Origin of the sequence: Paenibacillus sp. BR1-192 (assembly GCF_029542445.1) — a bacterium.
Classification (GTDB): domain Bacteria; phylum Bacillota; class Bacilli; order Paenibacillales; family Paenibacillaceae; genus Paenibacillus_AQ; species Paenibacillus_AQ lautus_A.
In genome coordinates, this window is sequence record NZ_CP120718.1 from 337,892 (window position 1) to 362,046 (window position 24,155).

General features: G+C 55.5%; 8 protein-coding genes. All 8 read left to right on the forward strand.

Annotation, left to right across the window (positions count from 1 at the left end; all coding sequences use genetic code 11):
- Window positions 1–153 precede the first annotated feature (153 nt).
- The 8 genes from P0X86_RS01515 to P0X86_RS01550 all read left to right on the forward strand — a co-directional run bounded on the left by P0X86_RS01515 (window position 154) and on the right by P0X86_RS01550 (window position 24,001).
- The gene (locus P0X86_RS01515; RefSeq protein WP_277747590.1) at window positions 154–1,824 is read left to right on the forward strand and encodes an ABC transporter substrate-binding protein; all 1,671 of its coding nucleotides are present in this window, start codon (window positions 154–156) and stop codon (window positions 1,822–1,824) included.
- Between the two features lie 101 nt (window positions 1,825–1,925).
- Window positions 1,926–3,836: an ABC transporter permease subunit gene (locus P0X86_RS01520; protein ID WP_228469018.1), complete on the forward strand. Its 1,911-nt coding sequence runs from the start codon at window positions 1,926–1,928 to the stop codon at window positions 3,834–3,836.
- 12 nt (window positions 3,837–3,848) lie between these two features.
- Complete coding sequence (locus P0X86_RS01525) at window positions 3,849–4,679, forward strand: carbohydrate ABC transporter permease (protein ID WP_277747591.1); 831 nt, start codon at window positions 3,849–3,851, stop codon at window positions 4,677–4,679.
- A 27-nt stretch (window positions 4,680–4,706) separates the two neighbouring features.
- Complete coding sequence (locus tag P0X86_RS01530; protein ID WP_277747592.1) at window positions 4,707–6,851, forward strand: alpha-L-rhamnosidase C-terminal domain-containing protein; 2,145 nt, start codon at window positions 4,707–4,709, stop codon at window positions 6,849–6,851.
- Entirely contained in the window at window positions 6,851–9,262 is a 2,412-nt protein-coding gene (locus P0X86_RS01535; RefSeq protein ID WP_481858289.1) for an alpha-L-rhamnosidase-related protein, read from the forward strand. The genes P0X86_RS01530 and P0X86_RS01535 overlap by 1 nt, the downstream gene beginning before the upstream one ends.
- A 106-nt stretch (window positions 9,263–9,368) precedes the next feature.
- Window positions 9,369–13,202, forward strand: coding sequence for a DUF5722 domain-containing protein (locus tag P0X86_RS01540; protein ID WP_277747594.1), 3,834 nt, complete (start codon window positions 9,369–9,371; stop codon window positions 13,200–13,202).
- 48 nt (window positions 13,203–13,250) lie between these two features.
- Window positions 13,251–15,938, forward strand: coding sequence for an alpha-L-rhamnosidase (locus P0X86_RS01545; RefSeq protein ID WP_277747595.1), 2,688 nt, complete (start codon window positions 13,251–13,253; stop codon window positions 15,936–15,938).
- A 434-nt stretch (window positions 15,939–16,372) separates the two neighbouring features.
- Complete coding sequence (locus tag P0X86_RS01550) at window positions 16,373–24,001, forward strand: pullulanase (protein ID WP_277747596.1); 7,629 nt, start codon at window positions 16,373–16,375, stop codon at window positions 23,999–24,001.
- The last annotated feature ends 154 nt before the right edge of the window (window positions 24,002–24,155 follow it).

Here is a 24,155-nt window from a genome sequence, read left to right on the forward strand (position 1 = left end):
GGATATTTTCGTTGGACGATTCTTTTTTTGAAGGGTGCAAAAACGTTTTTGCACCCTGTTAACCTTGAAGGGAGTGATGCGGGTCCAATTTAGACATCTAAGACTTCACATAAATGTAAGCGAATTCATTAAACGCTTAGGGGAGTGAACGTCATGATCCATTTTAGAAAAATCGTAAGCCTCATTTTGATTTCCTCACTAATGATCATCATCGCAGCGGGCTGTACCAGCAGCGGACCCAATACCGCCAGCCCGTCACCATCCGAACAGCCTACCCCAACGGATAACAAAACACCAGCCGAACCAGCCGGAGAAGATACGGAAAAACCTAAAAGCGGCACGCTCCAAATATCCTTGCGCGGTGCCTCAGCCGAGGTTTGGGGCAAGGTAGCCGACGCTTACATGGCTAAGCATCCGGACGTGAAGGTCGTCGTGGATATCAAGCCGGCCGAGGGTTACCGCGAATGGCTGCAGGCTCAGTTTGCCGCCGGAGAGCCGGAGGCCGATTTTGTGAACACGAATGAAAACAGCGACCTGAACGAAGACCAGAAATTCGTGGACTTCAAGCCTTGGCTGGAGACGGAGAACCCCTACACCGGAAAGCTCTGGAAGGAAAGCTTCAACCTGGACGGCATGGGCGTTAATCTGGATGACCCTAACCTACAAACTTTGCAAGCGCTTAACTTTGAATCGGTTCAAATCCTCTGGATGTACAACAAAGAGATGTTCGAGAAAGCGGGGATTACCGATACCCCTAAAACGTTCGATGAACTCATCGCGACCTACGACAAACTAAAGGCGGCGGGTTATATCCCGTTCACGATCGGCGGCAACGCGCTCTCCCTGTGGAGCGGTCAGGCGGGCTGGCTCATGCGCATTTATCCGGACCAGTACTTCCGCGATTACGTGGAGCTGATCAAATCAAAGCCGGAAGATTATACGTACATGCCAAACATCGACGATAACTGGAAGTTCGACCTGAGCGACCCGTACAACGATTCCCGTTCCAAAGTATCGACGAACGAGCTGCGAATGTACCAGGCGATCAAAAACAAAGTCGGCCCGTATAAAGTCGAGGGCAATCCGGCGTGGCGCGAAGTCATGACAAATCTGAAAACCTTGTTCGGTTATGCCCCGGACGGTTTCATGGGCATGTCCGAGGAGCAGGCCTACAAGCTCTTCCTGACAGGCAAGGCCGCAACCATGGTCGCGCTTCCGTCCTCCTATTGGCAGCTTCCCAAGGATTTTGCCGATGCGGAAAAAACGGGAGAGAGCGGCGGCGTGAAATCCTTCGACTTCGGATTCTTCAACATGCCTTCCATGGAAGGGGAGCTGGTCCAGGCTCCGGCGAGAACGATTCACATCTACACCGGCTTCTACGGCTTCGTGAAGAAGAATGCGGAGCAAACGGCCCTGAACGTGGATTTCATGATGTATTTGACCAGCCCGGAAGGATATAAAGTGTACCTGGAAGCTATCCAGAATTCCAAAGACGCCTCCTTGAACGGCGCGCCGCTGCTTAACGACATCGAGCTGCCGGAAGAAATGAAGAAGACGTTCGAATCGTTTGACGCGATCGGGAATACGGAAGGGCTGAACAGCCCGGGCAACGTGTTGGCCCGCGGTCTCCATGACTATCAGCCGTCCGTGCAGAGCTATATCGGCCTGATCTCCAAATACTTCAACGATGAAATCGATGTGGATCAGCTGCTGAAGCAGTACCAGGCGGATATTGACGCCAAATTCGAAGCCATGCTCAAGGAACGCAAAAAAGAACTCTCCGATATCGAGAATCCGGAGCGTCAGCCGCCTGTCAGACAGTAGCATTAGAAGGCTGTAAACGGCTGTAAGGCGCAGGACTTCGCCTTCATCGGTGAAGTCCTGCGGGTTCACTTGGCATGGAAGGGAGTGTGAACACGAAGGTGATGAGAACCATATATTCCTGCCTGCTGGCTTCGCTGCTGCTATTTCTATTTGCCCAGCCGATCCATGCCTCTGAGCCGATCTGGACGATGGAGCAGGGCCTTACGATCAAAGCCTTGTCCATATCGGAAGACGGCGAGCTGGTGGCGGTCGGTACGCAGAACGCGAGTGCCATTCTTCTTCAGCGCGACGGCACCCAGCGATTCGAATTCATGGCAAACAACGTCGTGACCGGTGTCGCCCTCCTGAATGACGGCCGCATGCTCGTCACTTCCGATGACCGGCATCTTTATATGCTGAGTGCTGACGGCAAGGAGCTGTGGAAGCGGGATTTTAAGAAAATGATCAAGAATCTGTCGGCAACGCCCGACGGCAAGCTGGCTATCGTGACGCTGCATAACGAAAGTTTGGTGCATGTCCTGGACGAACAAGGACAGACGCTGCGTGAAATTTCGATCGGCATCGCGGTGAAGAGCGCCGCGGTATCCCCGAACGGGCAATGGCTGGCAGCCGGAGCCGCGAACCAGTATGCCTATTTGTTCAATCCTGCCGGCGAGCTGCAATTCCAGACGCCGCTGGAGGGCGACATTCTTCATGCTTCCGTTGCGGATAACGGAACGATGGTGGTCGGAACGTCCAGCAATAAAGCGGTCCTCTATTCGGCGGAGGGCAGCAGGCTTGGCGAATTGTTGACCAAGGATAAAGTGACCTCCGTTCATGTCACCCATGACGGGGAGTTTATCGGGGTAGCGGATTACTCGGGCAATTATTACGTGGCCAATCAAGACGGCGATTTGTTGTGGAGCACGAAGGAGGCCGGAGCCGGCCAGCAAATCCGGTTCAGCAAAGACGGCACGCGGCTCTTCGCAGGCTCGGACAAAGGAGCCGTCTTCCAATATGAAGTCGGGGCCGTGCTGGAGCAAGGCAAACAGGCGGCGATGGTCAAAACCGTGGTACAGGTAGCGGCCGTGATCGTATTCGTTCTGTTGACGGCCCTGTTATTTTTCTGGTTATGGCGCAAAAAACCTTACATTCTTCACCGGTTGTGGAAGAGCAAACTGGCGTATGCCATGCTGCTCCCCAGCTTTACGCTCATTATTATATTCCTGTATATCCCGGCGTTCTCCGGCTTGATTCATTCTTTGTACGACTGGAATCCCGGGGCCAGAAGCGAGTTTATCGGGCTGGACAATTTCAGGCGAATGGCGAACGATCCGTACGTCACCAAAGGCGTGGGCAATCTGCTCATCCTCATCGTCACCGGATTGTTCAAGGCTCTCATTCCGCCGCTGATCGTGGCGGAGCTGATCTATCATCTGAGAAGCAAAAGGTCCCAGTATGTATTTCGCACGTTTTTCGTCATTTCCATGGTCATCCCATCCGTTGGCATGCTGTTGGTCTGGCAGGACATGTACGATCCGAACATCGGCCTTGTGAACCAGCTGCTGCGCATGATCGGACTCGGCTCTCTAAGCCATCCTTGGCTGGGGGACCCGAATACGGCGCTGTGGGCCATCATTATGATGGGCTTTCCGTTTGTCGGCATCCTGCAGCTGCTGGTGATGTACTCGGGGCTGATTGCCATTCCGGAAGAAGTGATCGAAGCGGCGAGAATCGACGGCGCCAAATCCTTCCGCATTATCCGGGCGATTCACCTGCCGCTGCTGGCAGGGCAATTCAAGCTGCTGATCGTGCTCGCGCTGATCGGCATCATTCAGGACTTCGGCTCCATCCTGATCGTGACCGGCGGGGGGCCTGCCGATTCGACCTACGTGCCGGCGCTGCAGATGTATTTTGCCGCAACGAAATTCAATGACCTGGGCTATGCGTCGGCGCTTGGCGTCAGCATGTTTGCCATCATCATGGTGATTACGGTCATCAATATGAAATTCATCAAAACCAATACGGATTAGGAGGGAAACGGCATGAATGCTAAGGCTAGACTCGTTCAGCAGTCGGCGCTTTATGTGCTGCTTATCGTTTTTGTTGCGTTGACCCTCGCCCCCATCGCTTTCACCTTGATTTCATCCTTCAAAAATAACGCGCAGATTCTGGGAGGCATCTGGACGCTGCCCATCCCGGCGCAGACCGCGAATTATGCGGAAGCCTTCGCGGCGATCTGGCGGTATACCTTGAATACGGTGTTCTATGCGGCGGTGGGCGGCACGCTGGTCGTGGCCCTGTCCGCCGTTGCGGGCTATACCTTTGCCAAGAAGGACTTTCTCGGCAAGGAGGTGCTGTTCATGCTGATGCTGGCCATCATGATGATACCGGGCGTCATGACGCTGATCCCTTCTTATGTGCTGTATGCGAATCTGGGGCTGGTGAATACGCCGTGGGTCATCATTATCAGCGCGGCCGCGGGCGGACAGATTTTCGGCACCTTTCTGTGCAGGAGCTTCATGGCGGGCATTTCCAACGAGCTGTTTGATGCCGCCAAAATCGACGGTGCGGGAGAGTTCGTGGTGTTCACGAGAATGGTGCTGCCTCTGTCCGTTCCCGTCCTCATGACCTTGATGATCATGCAGTCCGTCGGGATCTATAACGATTACATCTGGCCGCTTTTGACCATTAAATCGAACAGCATCCAGATGATTGGCGTCGGGCTTACGCAATTCACGAACCAGTTCGGCATCTCCAACATGGGCGTGGAATTCGCGGCGTACATCATTTCGGCGATTCCGCTGGTGCTGCTGTTCAGCTTCGGGATGAAGTATTACATTCAAGGCGTTACGCAAGGGGCTTTAAAAATATAAAACGACGGACCAAATGGAGAGAGATGGATGAATATACACAGGCAAGCGGAGAAGATACCCAGCTGGATCTGGCACAGGGAACGTGAGGGCCGGCGGCATGTCGTACTGGAAAAAACCTTTGTCCTGCATGCCGCGGTTGAGCAGCTTGAGATGAGAATCGCCTGTACGGGAGAAGCCGAGATCAGGCTGAACGATGACGTGATCGGCCATTTCCCGGAGCATGCCAGGCATACGTCCGCATTTTATCCGGTAGAGGGGCTCCCCGGCAGTTTGGAGCCTGGAGCCTATACGCTCCGAATCGAGCTCCGAAATACGGAGCCGATGCCGATGCATCCCATCAATATGCATCTGCATGACCGCTCGGTGGGATGCATCGCCTACTTGAGCGGAAGCGAAGGCTTATGGCTGGCAACGGATGATACCTGGGAGGCCGGGGACGGTCCGGCAGAGGTGGTATGCGTTTGGGGCGAGGAGCCCTTCGGAGACCTGGATCATGCGCCTCCTTGGTTTATTGCCGGAGGATACGGCGATATCGTGGTCGAGCCTGTTCAAGGCATAAGAGTCATGTCCGCAGCCGGAGTGGAAGCGGTCAGCGGCATAGATGGTGTAATTCAGCTGAATGGAACGGCCGGAGGGCGAATCATCCTAGGCAAAGTGGAGTCCCGGAATGAACGGCATATTTTTTATCATCTTCTGAAGCAGGGCGAATGGAAGGAACGCAGGACTCAGCAGAAAGGGCTGGATTTGAGCCGGATGCCGAAGCTGCTGCTGGAATTGCCCCATGAGCTCAATGTTCGGATGCAGGTGACCAACCACGGCGATTCCGAGATCGGTTTGCTGTGGAATGGCGCTGAATCCTTGCAAGAGCTGCGGCATTATGACGGATGCATGACCGAGTGGTTGGCGATTCCGCCGGGGAGCCTGTCGGCAACGAATCCCCAGGGCATGCGGTACGTGCAAATTTACGTAAGCGGGGACGATGGAGGAACATTCCATCTCGAGCTCCGATTGGAGGCTGCCGGTGCAGCGCTGAACCAGGCGGGGCAGCTGCAGACGGACAACAACCTTCTACAGCGCATCTATGACGTGTCGGTGCATACCAGCCGGGTCTGCCATCAAATCGGATTGTGGGACGGCATCAAGCGGGATCGCCTGAATTGGGCTTACGATATTTACCTGGCCGCCAAAACCGAATACTCGCTCTGGGACGATTATTCGGTTTTGAAGCGGTCGCTCCGGGAGCTGGGCCGGACCCCTTACGGCTATTGGATGAACAATCTCCCCTCCTATACGCTGTGGTGGCTCAGCAGCATATGGGATTACTACTTCGAGACGGGAGACCGCGAATTCGTATGGGAAATCCGTGAGGATCTGCAGCGGCATATCGCTTGGGTGAAGGCGAATGCGGATCCGTGCAGCGGGATTTTCATGCCGGATGCCAGAGAGGCACATTCCTTTATCGAATGGTCGCCCATGGGGGCGTCTGAATCGTGGGCGTGCCTGAACGCGATTTACGGCATGGCGAAGAGCCAAATGAAACAGCTGGCGGATTACATGCCGGAGCTTGGGCTCCATTGGGATGAACCGCAAGCGGAGCTTAAGGAGGAGCAGTTCATCGGGCCGTCATACGCGCTGCTCACCTCGGTCATCGGCATTAAGAGCGGGTACGTGGGAGAAGACAGCGCACGCAGATTTCTCCTCGACTATCGGCTGAGGGACCCGCTCACGCCATTGTCCGCCTACTGGCTGGCGGAATGCTACTCGGAGTACGGCATGCACGAACGGGCGTGGGCGGTTATCGCTACGGTCTGGGGAACGATGCTGGATGCGGGAGCAACCACGTTCTGGGAGGGGATCAGGCTGACGCCGAGCAGCGATATTCACCATGCCCTGACCACGTATACCGCGTACGATTCCTATCGGATGAGTCTGTGCCACAGCTGGTCGAGCACGCCGGTGGTCTGGATTGCCAGGTATGTCCTGGGGATTCGCGCGCTTGAGCCCGGATATGCCCGCATCGCTTTCGAGCCTCATGCGATCGGAGGGCTCACGGCCGCACGGGGCGTGATTCCAAGTCCCAGGGGCTTGATTAAGGTGGAATGGAAGCTGGAGCATGGCCGCATGATCAAATCAGCTCGCATCGGGGAAGCCGAGCTGGCAGGGAGGGCATGATGAAAGAGCACTGGCAAGCGAGCTGGATCTGGGGAGATTTCCCCCCGAATACGGCCAACGTGTATCTGGAAGCGAGAAGGAGTTTTGACTTGCAGGAAGCGCCGATGGCGGGCCGATTGTACGTGTCAGCCAACCAGGAGTACTTGCTCTATGTCAATGGTACCGTGGTCGGGAGGGGGCCTTCACCTGCCGACCAGCAGTGGAAATATTACGACGAGATCGATGTGACCCCGCTGCTGGCGAAAGGTAGGAATGTGCTGGCCATCGTCGCCTACAATTTCGGTTCGACCGATATCGTGACAGGCCAGATGCAAGGGCCGGGGGGATTGATTGCCGAGCTTGAGATCGAGCAGGGGAACGGAGTGTTCTGCGTGGCCGCCACGGATGCGGATTGGAAGGTCCGGCGATCGCCAAGATGGATGGCCCGGGTGTCGCGCCAGCATCAGTGGAACGGATTCCGCGAAATTTATCTCGCGGAGCAGGAGGACGGATGGGAGGAATCCGCTTACGACGATTCCTCCTGGAGCGGGGCGGTGGTTATCGCCAAAGCATTGGATCCGGATTCGCCATGGCCGCGACTGCTTCCGCGGGAGATTCCTCCGCTGCACAGGGAATGGGTCAGTCCGGCCGCGATCGTGCGGACCGAGACCAATTTCGGCGTCAGCCTGGGGGAGTCCGGCATGCTGCGGAATCGCTTAGGCAGCACGGAAGCGTTCGGTACGCCGGAGCATGCCCCTTCGAGTCAAGAAGTTATTGGCTTGCCAGAGGACTCAGCGGGAAAAGAAAGAGATCCAGGCGGGTTAGCGGCAGGTACAACGGACTGGACGCTTGATGCCAGTATGCCCGGCTCGCTGCCGGGTGTTGTGTATGACTTTGCTAGCGAAATCGTGGGGTATCCCGAGCTGGAGCTGGACGCACCCGAGGGCGGCGTGATCCAGCTGTCGTACGGAGAATCGCTGGAGCTGCAGTTGTATGACACTTTCATCCTGCGCAAGGGGCGAAATCGGTTGAAGCCCTTTGGCCGCCGGGCTTTCCGTTTCCTTCAGGTTACGGCACAGGCGACGCCGGCCGCGCTGACGATATCGCGCTTCGGCGTCGAATCCGTCCACTATCCGTTTGACGAATCCGGCTTTTTTCGCTGCAGCGATGAGCGTCTGAACCGGATTTGGGAGGTCGGGGCGTATACGACGCTGGTGAACAGCCAGGACCATCTGGAGGATTGTCCGCTGCGCGAGGAGGCGCTCTGGGTAGCCGATGCCGTGGTCATGGGCAAAGTCATCTACCATGCGTTCGGAGACGATCGGCTGCTGCGCAAATGTCTCTTGCAAGGGGCGCGGATTCAGAACGACGACGGCTCCATACCCGGTACCGGCCCGGAACGAAACTCGTTTCTGCTGCCCGATTTCTGCGCGCATTGGTTGTTCGGCGTGCATTCCCACTGGCTGTATACGAAGGACCGCGGTTTCCTGGAAGAAATCTGGCCGGCCATTACGCGGTTGATGGCGTGGTTCGCGCTGCAGGAGGATCGGGATGGCCTGTTTGCCGGCGCCGACCGGCCTGGCTGGTGGTGCTTTATCGACTGGGCCGATTACATCGACCGGCGCGATCGGGTGACGGCCGTCTCCTGCTTCTATTACAAGGCGCTCGGGTTGGCGGCGGAGCTGGCGCAAGAGGTTGGACACGGTGAACTGGCAGGGCAGTGGAACGACCAGGCGGTCCGGCTTCGCGCTGCCATAAGGGAGCAGATGCGGCCCCCTGGCGAGATCGTGTTTGCGGATTGCATCGGATCGGACGGATTATCGAAGCAGATCACGGCTCAGACCAACTTTGCGGCGATATGGTCCGGCCTGATGGACCCGGCGGAAGAGGACCGCTTCCTGGACGAATGGTACGACGGCGGAAAGCTGCCGCCGTTAAGAGGCGCTTTTTTCTATCATGTGGTTCTGGAGACGCTGATGAGCAAAGGACGCGTAGACCGCGCCCTGGAAATCATAAGAAGCTATTGGGGCGGCATGCTGGACCGGGGAGCGACGACCTGGTGGGAGACGTATGATCCGTCAACGCCGGCCTGTACCGTGCCGAGCGCTTATCAAGGCAATACGCCAACTTATTTAGTTGATCATATTCCCGTGAGCTTTAGTCACGGCTGGGGCGCATCGCCGAGTTATATTTTGACGCAATCCGTGTTGGGCCTTGATTTAAGCAGACTCGGCGATCAGGAGGTATATCTTGCTCCGCATGCCGGTGATCTCGATTGGGCGGAAGGCGCTGTGCCGACGCGCTTTGGCATGATGGAAGCAAGCTGGAAGAGAGGGAAGGGAGGGAAGCTGAAATACGAGCTCACGATTCCGGAGGGAATTACCGTGAAAGCGATCGACGGGACGGAGCTTGTGCTTAGAATCAGAGATTAAGGCGATCGGCTTGGAGACGAGCGAATAGGGGTTTGGAAAGGGGGTGAATGGCGTCGAACTGCGGTAATCATATCAACAGAATCCATTTTGAGGAGGAACAAGCGTAATGAAGTTGAAGGGGTTTAAAAGGCTGCTGCTGTATTCCGTCCTGCTGGCGCTCACCCTGCAAGCGTATCCCGCCGGGATCGCGTTTGCGGGCACGTATGATCCGGATTTAAAGGCATCACCCCATGTGCTGAACGTGACGGGTTACACGCCTTCGATTGTCATTGACGATTTTAACGAGCCCGATGCGGTAAACCAGCCGGGAAAATGGACCAGCGGAGCGGGGGCGGAAAAAGTCACCTACGCCGACCGTTATGCCAACGGCCCGAATTCTCCATATGAGGGAAGCCATGTGCTCGAGGTATGGTCGGATGAAGTCAAGGCTTATGAATGGAGAACGGTATCCAGGGATTTCGATCAGCCGCTCGACTTGTCGGGCGTGAACTATCTGACGTTTGCGGCCAACTGCTACGGGTGGCAGACGGAGGACTATCTGATCAAGGTTACCCTGTTCAGCGGCGAAGATTCCTATGAGAGCATTGCCCAAATCAATCCGAACAGCTGGAGTAAAGTGGCGGTGCCCGTCAAGGATTGGGCCCAGCGGGACCACGTCACCAAGATCGAATTCGCGTTCATGCTCAACTTCGATCACGGCGGACTGAAGCCGGGCGATCCGGGATACGAATTCTGGGGCGGCAATTACCAGATCGATTATCTCAGCGGATCGAACGCCATCGGCATGGATTTTAACGTGGACGGGGAAACGGAAGGGTTTACCGCCCAAGGCGCCGAGGTGGACGCAGCCGGCGGAGAGCTCCGATTGACACCGGCGGGTGCCGCTCCCGTATTGCAATCTCCGGTGATCATCCAGGATATCGATCATTACAATACATTAAGCGTCAAATGGAGGAACGAGTCGCCATTCAACAAAGTGAAGGTCGAATGGATTACGGAGGAAAGCCCCGATTGGGATGAAGCGAAGTCGGAGGTGTTCGACATCGAAGCGAATAACAGCCAATCCGTTGAACAGGAATTTAATCTGTCGCTGCATCCGGAGTGGAGCGGCAGCCTGAAGCAGTTCCGGTTGACGTTCTTGAGCGACGGAGGGGCAAGCACGGGAGAGGTCGGCATCGATCAGATCCGATTCAAACAGCTGGCACCGATCGAGGTTTTCCCCGGGGAGCTTACGAGGCATGAGATCACGGCCTCCCGGGATCGGATCGTGATCGAGGGCGCATTAAAGCCCGGGGAAGCGGAGCTTTATGAAGGCGGAGAGCTCCAATTGTTTGAGCTGCAGCCCTATGAATCCGAAAGGGATCTGGCGAATCGAGAGCCGATTGCCGAACATGGGATTCAAGAACGATTTATGTTTGAGCTGGATCTGGCAGGAGAAGAGGGACGCACCCGCCTGCAATCCAAATTTGCGGTCGCGGCCATGCTTCCGGACGGATCGCTGGAGCTCCTGGACCGCGCCAAATACGTAAGCAATCCCGAGATACTTGCGCCGAATACGTATCCGTTCCCAGTGGCGAAGAACAAGAAGGGGCTGCAGGTGCAGATGGTCGGCGATGCGGAGGACCTCGGCATCAGCCATGCCGCACTGAACGTGGATTACAATAACGCCCTGTACATGAACGGGGCCGTCAATCCGGCCAATACGTTCGAATATTCCTACGAAGGGGAGACCTTCTACTTCAAGAAGGATTGGATCGAGGAGCGGGATAATTCCATCAAGAGTTTGTCCGATAACGGAGTGACGGTATCCCTGATCCTCCTCATGTATAAGGGGGGTATGGACGATACCACGCCTAACCGGTATTTGCTCCATCCGGATGCCACGGAAGGCATCGTCTATGCATTTAACACGACGGATGAGCTAGGGACGAAGTATTATAAAGCCATCACCGCTTTCCTGGCGGAGCGCTACTCGCGCGAGGACGAGAAATACGGCAGAGCCGTCAATTACATCGTTGGCAACGAGGTGGACGCCGGGGAGACCTGGTACAATATGGGCAACGATAAAACGGTCAGGGAATTCGTTCAGGACTATGCCCGGACCGTGAGAATAACGAATACCGTCGTAAAAAGCTTTTACAGCAACGCCAGAGTGTATATTTCGCTGACGCATAACTGGGATCAGCAGCTGCCGTCCACGCAGATCGGCTCGTTCGACGGCCGATCGATCATCGATACGCTTCAGGCGGAGATCGCCGCAGCGGGCGACATTCCGTGGCATATCGCTTATCATCCTTACCCGGAAAACCTGTTCGATCCGAGAGCTTGGGTTGCGCCGCAGTCGCTCGAGCAGTTCGATACGCCGAAAATTACGTTTAAAAACCTGCACGTCCTCGTTGATTACATGAAGCAGCCGAAGTTCATGTACGGCGATGAGGCGCGCCGGATTATCCTGTCGGAGCAGGGCTTCCACAGCGGCGACAATTCGTCGGAAGGCCAGCAGCTGCAGGCGGCAGCCTATGCGTACGCCTATTACATTACGGACTTCCTGGACGGCATCGACTCCTTCATTCTGCACCGGCATGTGGACCATGCCGAAGAGTACGGCTTGAATCTCGGATTGTGGACGCATGATCCGGATACGAGCAGGGGCGCCAGCATCCCTGCGGAGCACAAGCTGGTGTATGATGTCTTTAAGTATATCGACACGGAACGTTCGCTGGAGGTGACGGAATTCGCGAAGCCGATCATCGGCATCGCCGACTGGCAGGATATCGCGCCATCCTTCGATGCCGGCATGCTTGCTCGGCGGGAGATACCGGATACGGGGCAAGCAACTGTCATTCCTCCGGAACAGCTGGAGGGCGCGGAAATGCTGTTTGATTTTGAGAACGGCGATGAGGGCTGGACCCATGCAGAGTATGTATCCGGCGTCGAAACCGATGCTTCCGTCACCTGGACCGGCAGTCAAACGCTCAAAGCTACGGTGATGACCAGAGAGCAGCTGGGCGACAGCAAAGGCATCGCCAAGCGGTTCGACGAGCCGCTGAATGCCGAGGGCAAACCCTACCTGTTCTTTGGCATCAATCCTTCGAACGGGCCTGCGGCCGAATCCTATACCGTTCGGGTAAAGGTGTACAGCGATCAGCATGTGCTGGAAGCAGAGGCGAATGTTCCGCCGAAACAGTGGAGCAATCTGGCGGTTAACTTAGGGGATTGGGCCTTTAAGGACCGGATCACCAAAATTAAAATCGGGCTTGTGCCGGCAAGCCGGGTGCATTGGCAAGGAGGATATTTCCATGTGGACGGCATCGGTTTGGCCGACGGCATGGAGGCGGCAGAGCTTACCGCCGCTTTGACGCCGGAGCAGCCGGATGGCAACGACGGCTGGTACCGAAGCCCGGTAACCGTGAAGCTCGGCGCAGCGAATGGCATGCCGGACGGCTACGGCATTCAGTATCGCGTGAATGACGGAGAATGGCAGACGTACGGTTCCGAAATCATCATGGATACGGACGGGATTCATGGGCTGGACTATCGGACGATGAGTCCAGCCGGGGAACCGGGTTCCATCAAGTCGTTGACCTTGAAGATCGACCAGACCGCGCCCGTGGCGACCGTAACGGCGGATCCGGTTAAGTTGTGGCCGCCTAACCAGAAGCTGGTCCAGGTCACGGCTTCCGTTGACGCCAGCGATTCGGGCTCGGATATCGGTTCCGTCGTGCTGTCCTCCATTACAAGTAATGAGGAGCTGCAAGCGGAGGATATTCAGGGTGCGGAGCTGGGCACGATGGATACCTCGTTCAGCTTGCGCGCGGCAAGATCGGGTGCAGGCTCCGGCAGGATCTACACGATCACTTATACGGTCACGGATCAAGCCGGCAATGAAACCGCGGCCGTGACCGAGGTGAACGTGCCGCATGATCAATCGAATCCATAATGGATGGATTCTAACGCCCGATAGACAGTCTGGAAGGGGAGAAGCAGCGTGCTTACGATACAAAAACCGCTTGTGCATGGTCTGGAGAATCCATTGGGGCTGGATGTGTCTTCTCCCCGTTTTTCCTGGCTGCTGGAGAGCGATCGGCGCGGAGAGGCGTGCGCGGCTTACAGGGTGAGGGTGTGGGTGTCCCTTTCCGCGGAGGGTCTCTCTAACAGGGACGACGAAGATTTGGTGTGGGACAGCGGCAGGCGGAGTGGCCAAAGCCTAAGCCTTCTGTATGATGGTCCGCCGCTGCAGAGCAATACGCGTTACTGGTGGCGGGTTACGGTCTGGGACCATCAGGGTAAGGAAAGCGAAAGCGTACCGGCATATTGGGATACGGGCTTGTTTCCCGGCGATTGGAGTGCCGAATGGATATGGCGGTCCGAGGAGATGAAGCTTAATGATTTTGCCTATTTCCGCAAATCCTTTGATCTCCGGGGAGCCGTTGCGCGGGCCAAAATATTCGTATCCGCCCACCATGTATTCCAATTGTTCGTTAACGGACAACGGGTTGGAGGCTATGGTTCACCCACACCGACGGGGGTGCCTCACCGCAAATATTATTTGGCTTATGATGTGGACTCCCTCTTGTCGACCGGTTCCAACTGCATCGGCGTTGCCGCTCATTATTTGGGCGGAAGCGGCCAGAACTACGTGAACGGCGTCCCGGGAATGCTGCTCCAGCTGCACGTGGAGCATGAGGACGGGACGGAGCAGCTGGTTGTATCGGATCTGACATGGCAGGCCTTAAGGCAGATTCCGCATCGCATCGGGTCTCCTTATCAGCAGAACCGCCGCTTATCGTCCATAGAGGACTATGATGCGGCTCTTCTGGAACCCAACTGGCTGCAGCCCGATGTTGGAGAGGAATGCTGCAGTTCGGTTGTTCTTGCTCATCCATCCGCACAGCAATGGTCACTCCATTGGCAGCAGCTCCCCGAGGCGGAAGAGCTGGAGACCATCATTCCATCCGTGGCAGCGGCGCCGTCGTTCGTAAACGGGGAGGAGGGGCTCATTCAGGTATTCGACGCTGGCAAAATCATATCGGGCTGGCCGCAATTGGCCTTGCCCGGTATGGCAGGCGTCACGGTACGGCTGCGGTATGCCGAAACGCTCGATGGCAGCGGGCGGGTCGTTCATCAAGTGTGCAACGAGACTTCGCATCATTATTACGACCTGTATACGATGCATGGACGCGGGGGGATCGAATATTGGCAGCCGGATTTCAGCTTTAAAGCCTTTCGTTATGTGGAGGTTACCGGCTATCCGCAACCGATTGAGGAAGGCCAGCTGCGAATTTGCTCAGCGGGTACGGCCATGGCACGTACGGGGCATTTTCGGTGTTCGTCTGACTTCTTAAACAAGCTGTACGACGTTTGCCTGCAGACGCAGCGCAATAATGTGCTGGGCCAAGTGGTCGATTGCCCGCATCGGGAACAGGCGCAGTATCTCGCGGATACCGATCTCCAAGCCGAGACGCTGCTCTATAACTTCGATGCCTATCCGGTGCTGGATAAGACGCTGCAGGACTTTGCGGACGGCCAATTGGAAGACGGCTCCTTCCCTTTTGTGTTCCCATCGAACTACGAGCATCCAGACTTTTTCATTCAAATCCCGGAATGGGACCTGCATTATGCGACCTTGCTGTGGAAGCTTTACCAGTTTAGCGGAGATACGGAGCTGCTCTCGCGATATTATGAACCGCTCCGGGTCATGATCGAGGGTTATCTATCGCTGATATCGCCGGCAACAGGCCTGATTCCGGTTGGCCGCGGATGGCATATTAGCGATTGGCCCTACCCAACGGTTGAGCATGAAGGCGAACATCTGACCGTGCAGCAGATCAAGGCATGGCAGGCGTTGCGGATTCTGTCCGAAGCCGCTGCCTTGCTGAACCGGGCAGATGACAGTGCAGCGTATGCTGCCCATGCCCAGAAGCTGCAAGTCAGCGTCCTGAATGGGCTGCACGATGGTTCCGGCAAGCTGCTGCATGACAGCTCGGGATCGACTGCCACCCACCAAGGCGTTAATGCGTTGGCATTATATGCAGGGCTGCTGCCGCAGAAGGACCGGGAGGCTGCATTGAAGGCCGTGGCAGGCAAACCGTGGGAGAGCAAGACGGTATTGTCGCTCCCGCTGCTCCGTCTTTTGTTCGAGGAGGGATTGCAGGATCAGGCCTACCATTTGCTGAGTAAACCGGATTATCCGGGGTGGGGCTACATGATTGCACAAGGAGCCGAGACCATGTGGGAAGGCTGGGATGATATCGAGTCCCATTGCCATGCATGGAACGGTTATCCCGCCCGCTTGCTGCAGGAGTATGTCTGCGGGATTCAGAGTGGAGCTCCCGGATTCGCGACGGCACGAATTCGCCCCTTTTTCGCGCCGGATCTGGACTTTGCCGAGGCTTCCGTTTCCACCCTAAGAGGCAAGATCGCTGTGCGCTGGGAGCGGGTCAGCGAATCCGGCATTCGGATGCAGCTTGAGCTGCCCTGCACGATGAGCGCTACCGCTGCACTGGCATCACCGAGCACCCGCCCCATTACCGGTCTCCTGATCGATGGCGTAGAGATATGGGGAGGAGCAGCTTCTAGCTGCATGCCGGATGGCATCGTCCGCTGCGAACTGGATGATAGCATGATTGAACTTGAGCTGCTGTCCGGACGTTATGAGTTAACGGTTCGCTATTAGGCAGCGTTGTGCTTGCGGCCGACCAGCTTCAGCAATTCCAAGCCCTATTTACAGGCAACGGCCATACCATACACGTAAACCTTAGTAGGGGAATCCGTCATCTGGATGACGGATTCCCTTTATTTGTTAGAGCTAGATGCTGCTGGAGAAAACCCGCTTGAGCCGCAAAATTCATGATGAAAACAGGTCAAAATGTGGTTGACGAGAAGGAGACTCGATACTACAATAAATGATGCAAACGTTTCCATTGTAATTGCTTTCATCTATATTTGTTTCATTCTATATTTCGAACATATTCTCTAACTCTTGTCAGTAATTGTCGTACTTTACTTGATGGAAGCTCAAACCTGTTTATGCAAGCGTTTGCGCAGTGATTGGCATCAACATCGTATCAGCTGTACCTAATCCAAGAACAGAAGGAGGCTATTTGTTTCATGAGAATGACGGTTTCAAGCAAACGAACCTGGTCCATCATCATGATTGTTTCGCTGATTTTCTCCATGCTCGGCATTCCGCCATCAACGGCCGATGCCAATAGCGCGCCAAGCCAGGTTACGCTGGTGGGGACTCTACAATCCGAATTAGGCCATAGCGCGGATTGGGATCCGGCTGCCGCCGCGACAACCATGAACGATATGGGTAACGGAGAATACAGGTTCACCGGCAGCTTGCCCGCGGGATCGTACGAATACAAGATCGCGATCGACGGCAAGTGGGACGAGAATTACGGCTCCGCCCATTATTCCAATCCCAGCGGAGCAAACAAGGATGGCAACATCCTCATAACGCTCGCTCAAGATTCCCAGGTTACCTTTTATTACAATCATGGGACGCACCGGATCGCGGATTCTACATACTACGCTCCGATCGAGGCGGATCAGCTTCCCCGAGTGATCGGCAGCTTCCAATCGGGCATCGGCGAAGCGGCCGACTGGTCGCCTGCGGATGCGAGATTAATCATGCAGGATTCCGATTATGACCATGTATACACGGTGACGGCCGACGTGTACGAAGGGGATCATGAGTACCAAATCGCTTTGGGCAGCGATGCGGCAAGTCCGGTTCACCCCGCTAATCGGGAGTCGCTTCAGCTGCCGCAGGACGTTAAGGTTACGTTCAGCTACGATGCGGCCAATCACGGCGTTGCCGCTCATTTCACGGTACCCGCCGATCCGGGAACGCCGGTGCCGGCTAACCATCTGCGCGTCCATTACAACCGGGCTGACGCGAATTACGGCAGCGTCGGACTGTGGATATTCGATGACGTTGCATCTCCGTCCGCCAATTGGCCGGCAGGCGCAACGCCATTCCCTGGCGGACAGCAGGACGCCTACGGGGCCTTCGTCGACATTCCGCTCAAGGACGGCGCCCAAAAAGTCGGCATCGTCGTTGTCGATCGCATCAGCGGCAATAAAGACGGCGGCGACAAGAAATTCACCCTAGCCTCGCCGGACATGAACGAAGTATGGCTCAAGGAAGGCTCCGATACGGTATACAGCTTTGAGCCTGTTGACCTGCCGGCGGATACCGTGCGTATCCACTATCAACGGCAGGATCAGAACTATGATCCGTACGGTTTATGGTTATGGGGCGACGATGTCGCTGCGCCTTCGAAAGACTGGCCGACGGGGGCTACCATGTTCCCTTCAGGCCAAACCGACCGATATGGCGCTTATGTGGACATTCCAATGAAGCCGGGAGCCCAGAAGATTAACTTCCTCGTGCTCGATCCGGCCAAAGGAGACGCCGGCAAAGACGGGGGCGACAAGGGCTTCTCCCTGGTGGATCGATACCAGCATCTATTCATTCAAGAAGGCGACAACACCGTCTACACATCCCCGTATGGGGAAGTGCCTACCGGGTTGGTCTCGGCTGAAGTATTGGCTCCAGGAAAGCTCCAGCTCGGATTTACCATGACCGATGGTTTGGAAGCGGATACGCTGAAGAATGACCTGCTGATTAAGGATAAGGACGGCCATCCGGTTGCCATTCAAAACGTGAAGATTACCGGAAACACGACCATCGAAGTGTCGGCAACATTTCAGCTGGATCAAATACCGCTAAGCGTAACTTACGCCGGAAAAACCGTATCTGCCTCCACCGGCTGGAGAATGCTGGATGAGATGTACGCTTACGACGGCGATGACCTCGGGGCGACTTATCAGGCTGGAGGAGTCGAGCTTAAGCTGTGGGCACCGACGGCGACCGACGTCACCGCAAATGTGTACAGCAAGGATGATGCCACGCAGTTTATCGGCAATGCCGCTCTCCAAAAGGGTGATAAAGGGGTATGGTCGGTTCAATTGAAACCGGGAGACCTCGGTATCCAAGATTTTAGAGGATATTATTATCAATACGAAGTGACCAACAACGGCGTGACGAAAACCGTGCTGGATCCATATGCCAAATCCATGGCGCAATTCAGAGTGAACACCAAGGGCGAAGTTGGACCGGACGGCGATGCCGTCGGCAAAGCCGCGATCGTCGATTTGAGTCAAACGGATCCCGCCGGCTTGGATTTTGCGGACATTCCGGGCTACGAGCAGCGGGAAGACGCCATCATCTGGGAGATTCACGTCCGGGATTTCACGTCGGATCCGACGATTGAGAATGACCTGCATAACGCGACTTGGGGATCCTACGACGCGTTCAAAGAGAAGCTCGAATACATCAAGTCCCTGGGCGTCACCCATGTTCAGCTGCTGCCCGTGATGGCTTGGTATTACGGTGACGAAGCGGCCATGAAAAACAGGGAGCTGGATTATTCGGCCAAAGACAATGAGTACAACTGGGGGTATGACCCGCACAGCTATTTCTCCCCTGACGGTGCTTACTCCGAGGATCCGACGGATCCCGAGCTTCGCATCAAAGAATTGAAGGCGATGATCAACGCCATTCACGAGGCGGACATGGGCGTCGTATTGGACGTGGTCTACACCCATATGGCCAAGGCCGATTTCTTGAATGATATCGTGCCGAACTATTATGCATTCCAGGATGCCAACGGCAATTTCATCGGCGGCTTCGGCAACAATCTGGCGACCAACCACAAGATGGCCGAGAAGCTGATGGTGGACTCCGTGAAATACTGGTTCGACGAATACAAAATCGACGGCATGCGCTGGGACATGATGGGCGACGCCACCTATGAAGCCGTGCAGAACGCCTATGATGCCGCTGCAGCCATCAACCCGAAAGCGCTGTTTATCGGCGAAGGCTGGGTCACGTTCCGCGGTCATTTGTCGGATCCCTCCCTGGCAGGCAAGGGCGCGGACCAGAATTGGATGGATAAAACGGACGACGTCGGCGTTTTCTCCGATGAGTTCCGCAACGAGCTGAAATCCGGCTTCGGCAATGAAGGCGAGCCTCGATTCATTACGGGCGGCGCGCGCGATATCCAAACCATTTTCAACAATATCAAGGCGCAGCCGAGCAACACGAAGGAAGACGATCCGGGTGACATGGTTCAATACATCGAAGCCCATGACAATCTGCCGCTGTACGACATTATTGCGCAGTCCATCAAAAAGGACCCGTCGATAGCAGCGAATGATCTCGAGATCCATAAGCGCATTCGCCTGGGCAACCTGCTCACCTTGACCTCTCAAGGAACGGCGTTCCTCCATGCAGGACAGGAGTACGGGCGGACCAAGCAATGGCTGGGCCCAGGGGTTCCCGAGCAGAAATACCATGAATTAGAGGATGAGGCAGGAAACCGCTTCGGTTATTTCATCCATGATTCCTACGACTCCTCCGATGCCATCAACATGTTCGATTGGGAGAAAGCGACGGATGAAGCCAAATATCCGGAGAATAACAAGACGCGGGAATATACGACCGGACTGATCGAGTTAAGAAAATCGTCCGACGCTTTCCGCCTTGGCGATCAGTCGATGGTGAATTCAAACGTAACGCTGCTGCAGATTCCCGAAGTAAAGGCGCAGGATCTGGTCATTGCATATAAGAATAAAGCGACGGACGGAACCGGCCATTATTATGTGTTCGTTAATGCGGATAACGTGTCGAGAACGTTGACGCTTAACGAGGATCTGAGCTCCGGCACGGTGGTGGTCGATAACGATGAAGCCGGCACGACCGGCGTCAAAGCGAAGTCCGGCTTCACGTTAACCACCGGCTCGATCACGCTTGAGCCTCTGACGGCCGTTGTGATCAAGACGGACGCCGCGGCGGCCGTACTCCGCGCGATATCGGTAGATCAAGAAAGTTACTCTTTGCAGACCGGTAAGACGCATCAAACCGCGGTATACGCTGAATACGAGGACGGCAGCAAACGAGCCGTAACGAAACAAGCAACCTATGCATCCAGCAACCCGCAGGTGGCTTCGGTAACGGCCGCAGGCGTGGTGAAGGGAGTCGCGGAAGGAACGGCGGTCATAACCGTTTCCTATCGGGGGTTCCAGAAAGAGATTACCGTAACCGTTACAGCCGATGAAGTGGACAATAAACGGTATGTGCAGCTTAACTACATTCGGCCGGATCAGGATTATGCGGATTGGAATTTATGGGTTTGGAATACGGGGGTAACAAACGGTGAGATTAAGTTTGAAAAGATAGAGAATGGCGTGGCTACCGTACAGATTGAGGTGGCACCCGAAACAACAGGCGTTGGTTTCGTTCTGCGCAAAGGAACGAATTGGGATACGGCCAAGCAGGATATCCCGGATGACCGAATCATTCCGCTTCAGCCAGGCGAGGCCTTCACGAAGGTGAATGTGACCAGCATGGTACATGAGCTGGAGATTTTGCCGAGCATTACGGGGCCGACGCTTGAAGGCGGTAACATTACGTTCCATTATCGGGACGATCAATTGTTCAGGGACGGCCGGATGGATAGCATCTCTGACGTGAAAGTGAAGATTAACGGGAAGCTGGAAACGATGGTCTACGTTCCTGACAAGGAATGGTTCAGTTATACGCTTAAGGGCGTTGCTCCCGGAACGTACGAATACACGTTCATCGTCAATCATAACGGAACCACGAAGGAGGTCACCGATCCGAAAAACACGGTGAACGGAAAGTCGCAGGTGGTTTACCGCGATCCGACCGTGACCATCGGGGCGAAGGTAACCCCTGGTTCCATCTCTTATGATGAAAATGCGGTGCTAAAATTGAATGTAACCTCTTCGGAGCCCGTTGCTTACAAGGAGGCGTTCGTCGACCTGACGGAACTGGGAGGACCGGCCCGAGCGAAGGTTGATACCGAGCTGCTGGAGCACAGCATTGCCGTAAAGGATACGGTCACGGCCGGCAGCAAGAAAATTGGAATCACGCTAGTCGACCAATACGGCAATAGGCATACCGGCGAAGCCGCGGTAACGGTGAAGCCAAGAATCGCAGGCGGCAAACTCGATTTCGATTGGGACGAGGCGCGCATTTATTTTGTGCTGACCGACCGTTTCATGGATGGGGATGCTTCCAATAATGCAAATGTTGACAAGGATCACCCGGAAGCCTATCATGGCGGGGATTTCAGAGGACTGATCGATAAACTCGATTACATCGAGGATCTGGGCGTGAATACGCTGTGGATCACGCCGATTGTGGATAACATTGATTTCAATCAGGGTGCAGGCTTCGGCGGCAAGCAATATGCGTATCACGGCTATTGGGCCAAAGATTTTACGAAGATCGATGAACATTTGGGCGATCTGGATACTTTTAAGGAGCTTATCGATAAGGCGCATGACCGGGGCATCAAAATTATGGTGGACGTCGTGGTCAACCATACGGGATATGGCCTGAAGCCGGGAGACAGTGCGCCCGGTATCACGCAGGAAGATAAGGACCGGTTCAAAGATATGCTCCGTACAGACGGTCTGTCGGCCGATACGGACCCGATCAAAGGCGAATTAGCGGGGCTTCCTGATTTCATAACGGAGAATCCGGCTGTTCGCCAGCAGATCATCGATTGGCAGGCAGGCTGGCTGGAGCGTGCCAAAACCGACCGCGGGGACACGATCGACTACTTCCGCGTGGATACGGTGAAGCACGTGGATGAAACGACATGGAAGGCGTTCAAAAATGCGCTGACCCACCTCGATCCGAGCTTCAAAATGATTGGCGAATATTTCGGAGCCACGGTTGACAGCGATGGCGGAACGCTTCAGAGCGGCCAGATGGACAGCTTGCTGGACTTCGGTTTCAAAGGAAAGGCCAAGGAATTCGTGAACGGCAGCGTGGAATCGGTTGAGGCCTACCTGGCTGACCGCGAATCGAAGCTGGATAACACCCGAATGATGGGGCAATTCCTGAGCAGTCATGACGAGGATGGCTTCCTGTCCCACTACGTGGATGGCGACAAGGCAAAGCTGATGGCGGCCGCAGCGCTGCAAATTACATCCAAAGGCCAGCCGGTCATCTATTATGGCGAAGAGCTTGGGCGCTCCGGTAAGAATGCCGGTAAAATGGAAAACGGCGAATTTTCCGAGAACCGCGGCGATATGCCATGGGACCAACTGGAGACCGAGAAGAAGCTGCTCACGCATTACCAGAAGCTCTTGAACATTCGAGCGGCAAACTCGAAAGTATTTTCAAAAGGAACGCGCACATCCATTGCGGCTTCGAATGCCGATGGTTATATCGCATTCGACAAGCAGTATAACGGAGAGCATATCGTTACCGCGATTCATGTGAAGAACGAACCGAAAGAAGTCGTCCTGTCTGTGCCGTTTAAGGCAGGCAGCAAGGCGAAGGACTTGTACGGCGGCAGCGTGTATAACGTAACGGCCGATCAGAAAGTGACGCTAAGGCTCCCTGCCATGTCGGATGGCGGTACCGTCATTCTGGCTGCAGTGCCAACTGAAGGCGGCGGCAACGGCAGCAACCCCGGCAGTGGAAACGGAAGCGGAGGAGCAGGCGGCAATCCGCCTACCGATCCGGGAACGAAACCAAATCAGGGTCAGCGGATCGTTAACGAAGAATCGCTGCGCGGCGGGCAAGAGAAAGTGACGATTCAGCTCGGTGCCGAGGATATCGAAGTTCTCCTGCCGCTGACGGCAGGGGATATTCTGGGGGCGAAGCCGCTGGAGCTGAAGCAGGACGGCGTGACGGTACAGCTTCCGTCGGCGCTGCTCAAAGCGCTGCGCCAGCTCGTATCGGCCGAGCAGGCTAAGGATGCGGTCATCTCGTTTAAGCTGAAGGAGGTTGGGTCGCAGACAGCCGCCTCTCTCGTAGCCAAAGCAGCTGCTGCCGGGAAGGCCAAACTGAAGCAGGGCAGCAAGATGTACGAATTAGATCTTAACGTCCGTACGAAAGACGGCAAGGCATATAAGCTGGAGCATTTCATAGCACCTGTAACGATTGCCTTTCCCGTCGACAGCGCCATTCACGGCGAGCTGGCCGGCATCTACGGCATTTCGGAATGGGGACCATTGAAATATGCCGGCGGCAAGCCGGTAAACGGGCAGCTGACGGCTGAAGTCAGTCAATTGAGCTACTATGCCGTGCTGGAATACGACAAATCGTTTGCCGACCTTGCCGGCCATTGGGCGGAGCAAGCGGTAAAAGAGTTGACAGCCAAGCATATTGTGAATGGGACCAGCGATACGAAATTCAGTCCGCATCAGCCGCTGACGCGCGCGCAGTTCGCCGCGATGCTCGTTCGTGCCCTGGGCCTTGAAAGCACCCAAGACACGACCTTCACGGATGTGGACGGCGATGCATGGTATGCTTCCGCGGTTGCGGCGGCTTCCCAGCACGGGCTGGTGAACGGCAGAGGCAAGGAGACGTTCGCGCCGAACGCGGCCATCACCCGCGAGGAGCTGGCCGTGATGCTTTATCGTGCTTACCAGACCAAGGGGGACGCTTCCTCTTTAGAGGAAGCACCGGACCTGAAAGATAAGCAGCAAATTTCTTCATGGGCACACCAAGAGGTGAATGAAGCCTTGGCCCTTGGCTTGATGAAGGGGCATGCCAATGGCATGTTTACGCCTCAAGCCAAGACCACCCGTGCGGAAAGCGCGCAAGCCATGCTGAATCTGTTGGATCGACTGCAAGTAATTCCGCCCATCCCGCCGATTCGTGCAACGCTGGAATGGGGTTAGAGAGCCGGTTCGGACGGGAATGACATGGGATCGAGTCGCAATGAAACAATCTTTCGGAAACGCAAGGAGCCTGGACATGGATACATGACCAGGCTTCTTTTTTCGTACATGAATGTAAATGAATACACGGCGGGGGGGGCCTATCGAACTTTGG

Excerpts from the sequence above, each read along its gene's own strand:
- P0X86_RS01540 (WP_277747594.1), top strand. The coding sequence starts at position 9,369 with ATGAAGTTGAAGGGGTTTAAAAGGCTGCTGCTGTATTCCGTCCTGCTG.
- P0X86_RS01515 (WP_277747590.1), top strand. The coding sequence starts at position 154 with ATGATCCATTTTAGAAAAATCGTAAGCCTCATTTTGATTTCCTCACTA.
- P0X86_RS01525 (WP_277747591.1), top strand. The coding sequence starts at position 3,849 with ATGAATGCTAAGGCTAGACTCGTTCAGCAGTCGGCGCTTTATGTGCTG.
- P0X86_RS01550 (WP_277747596.1), top strand. The coding sequence starts at position 16,373 with ATGAGAATGACGGTTTCAAGCAAACGAACCTGGTCCATCATCATGATT.
- P0X86_RS01535 (WP_481858289.1), top strand. The coding sequence starts at position 6,851 with ATGAAAGAGCACTGGCAAGCGAGCTGGATCTGGGGAGATTTCCCCCCG.
- P0X86_RS01520 (WP_228469018.1), top strand. The coding sequence starts at position 1,926 with ATGAGAACCATATATTCCTGCCTGCTGGCTTCGCTGCTGCTATTTCTA.
- P0X86_RS01530 (WP_277747592.1), top strand. The coding sequence starts at position 4,707 with ATGAATATACACAGGCAAGCGGAGAAGATACCCAGCTGGATCTGGCAC.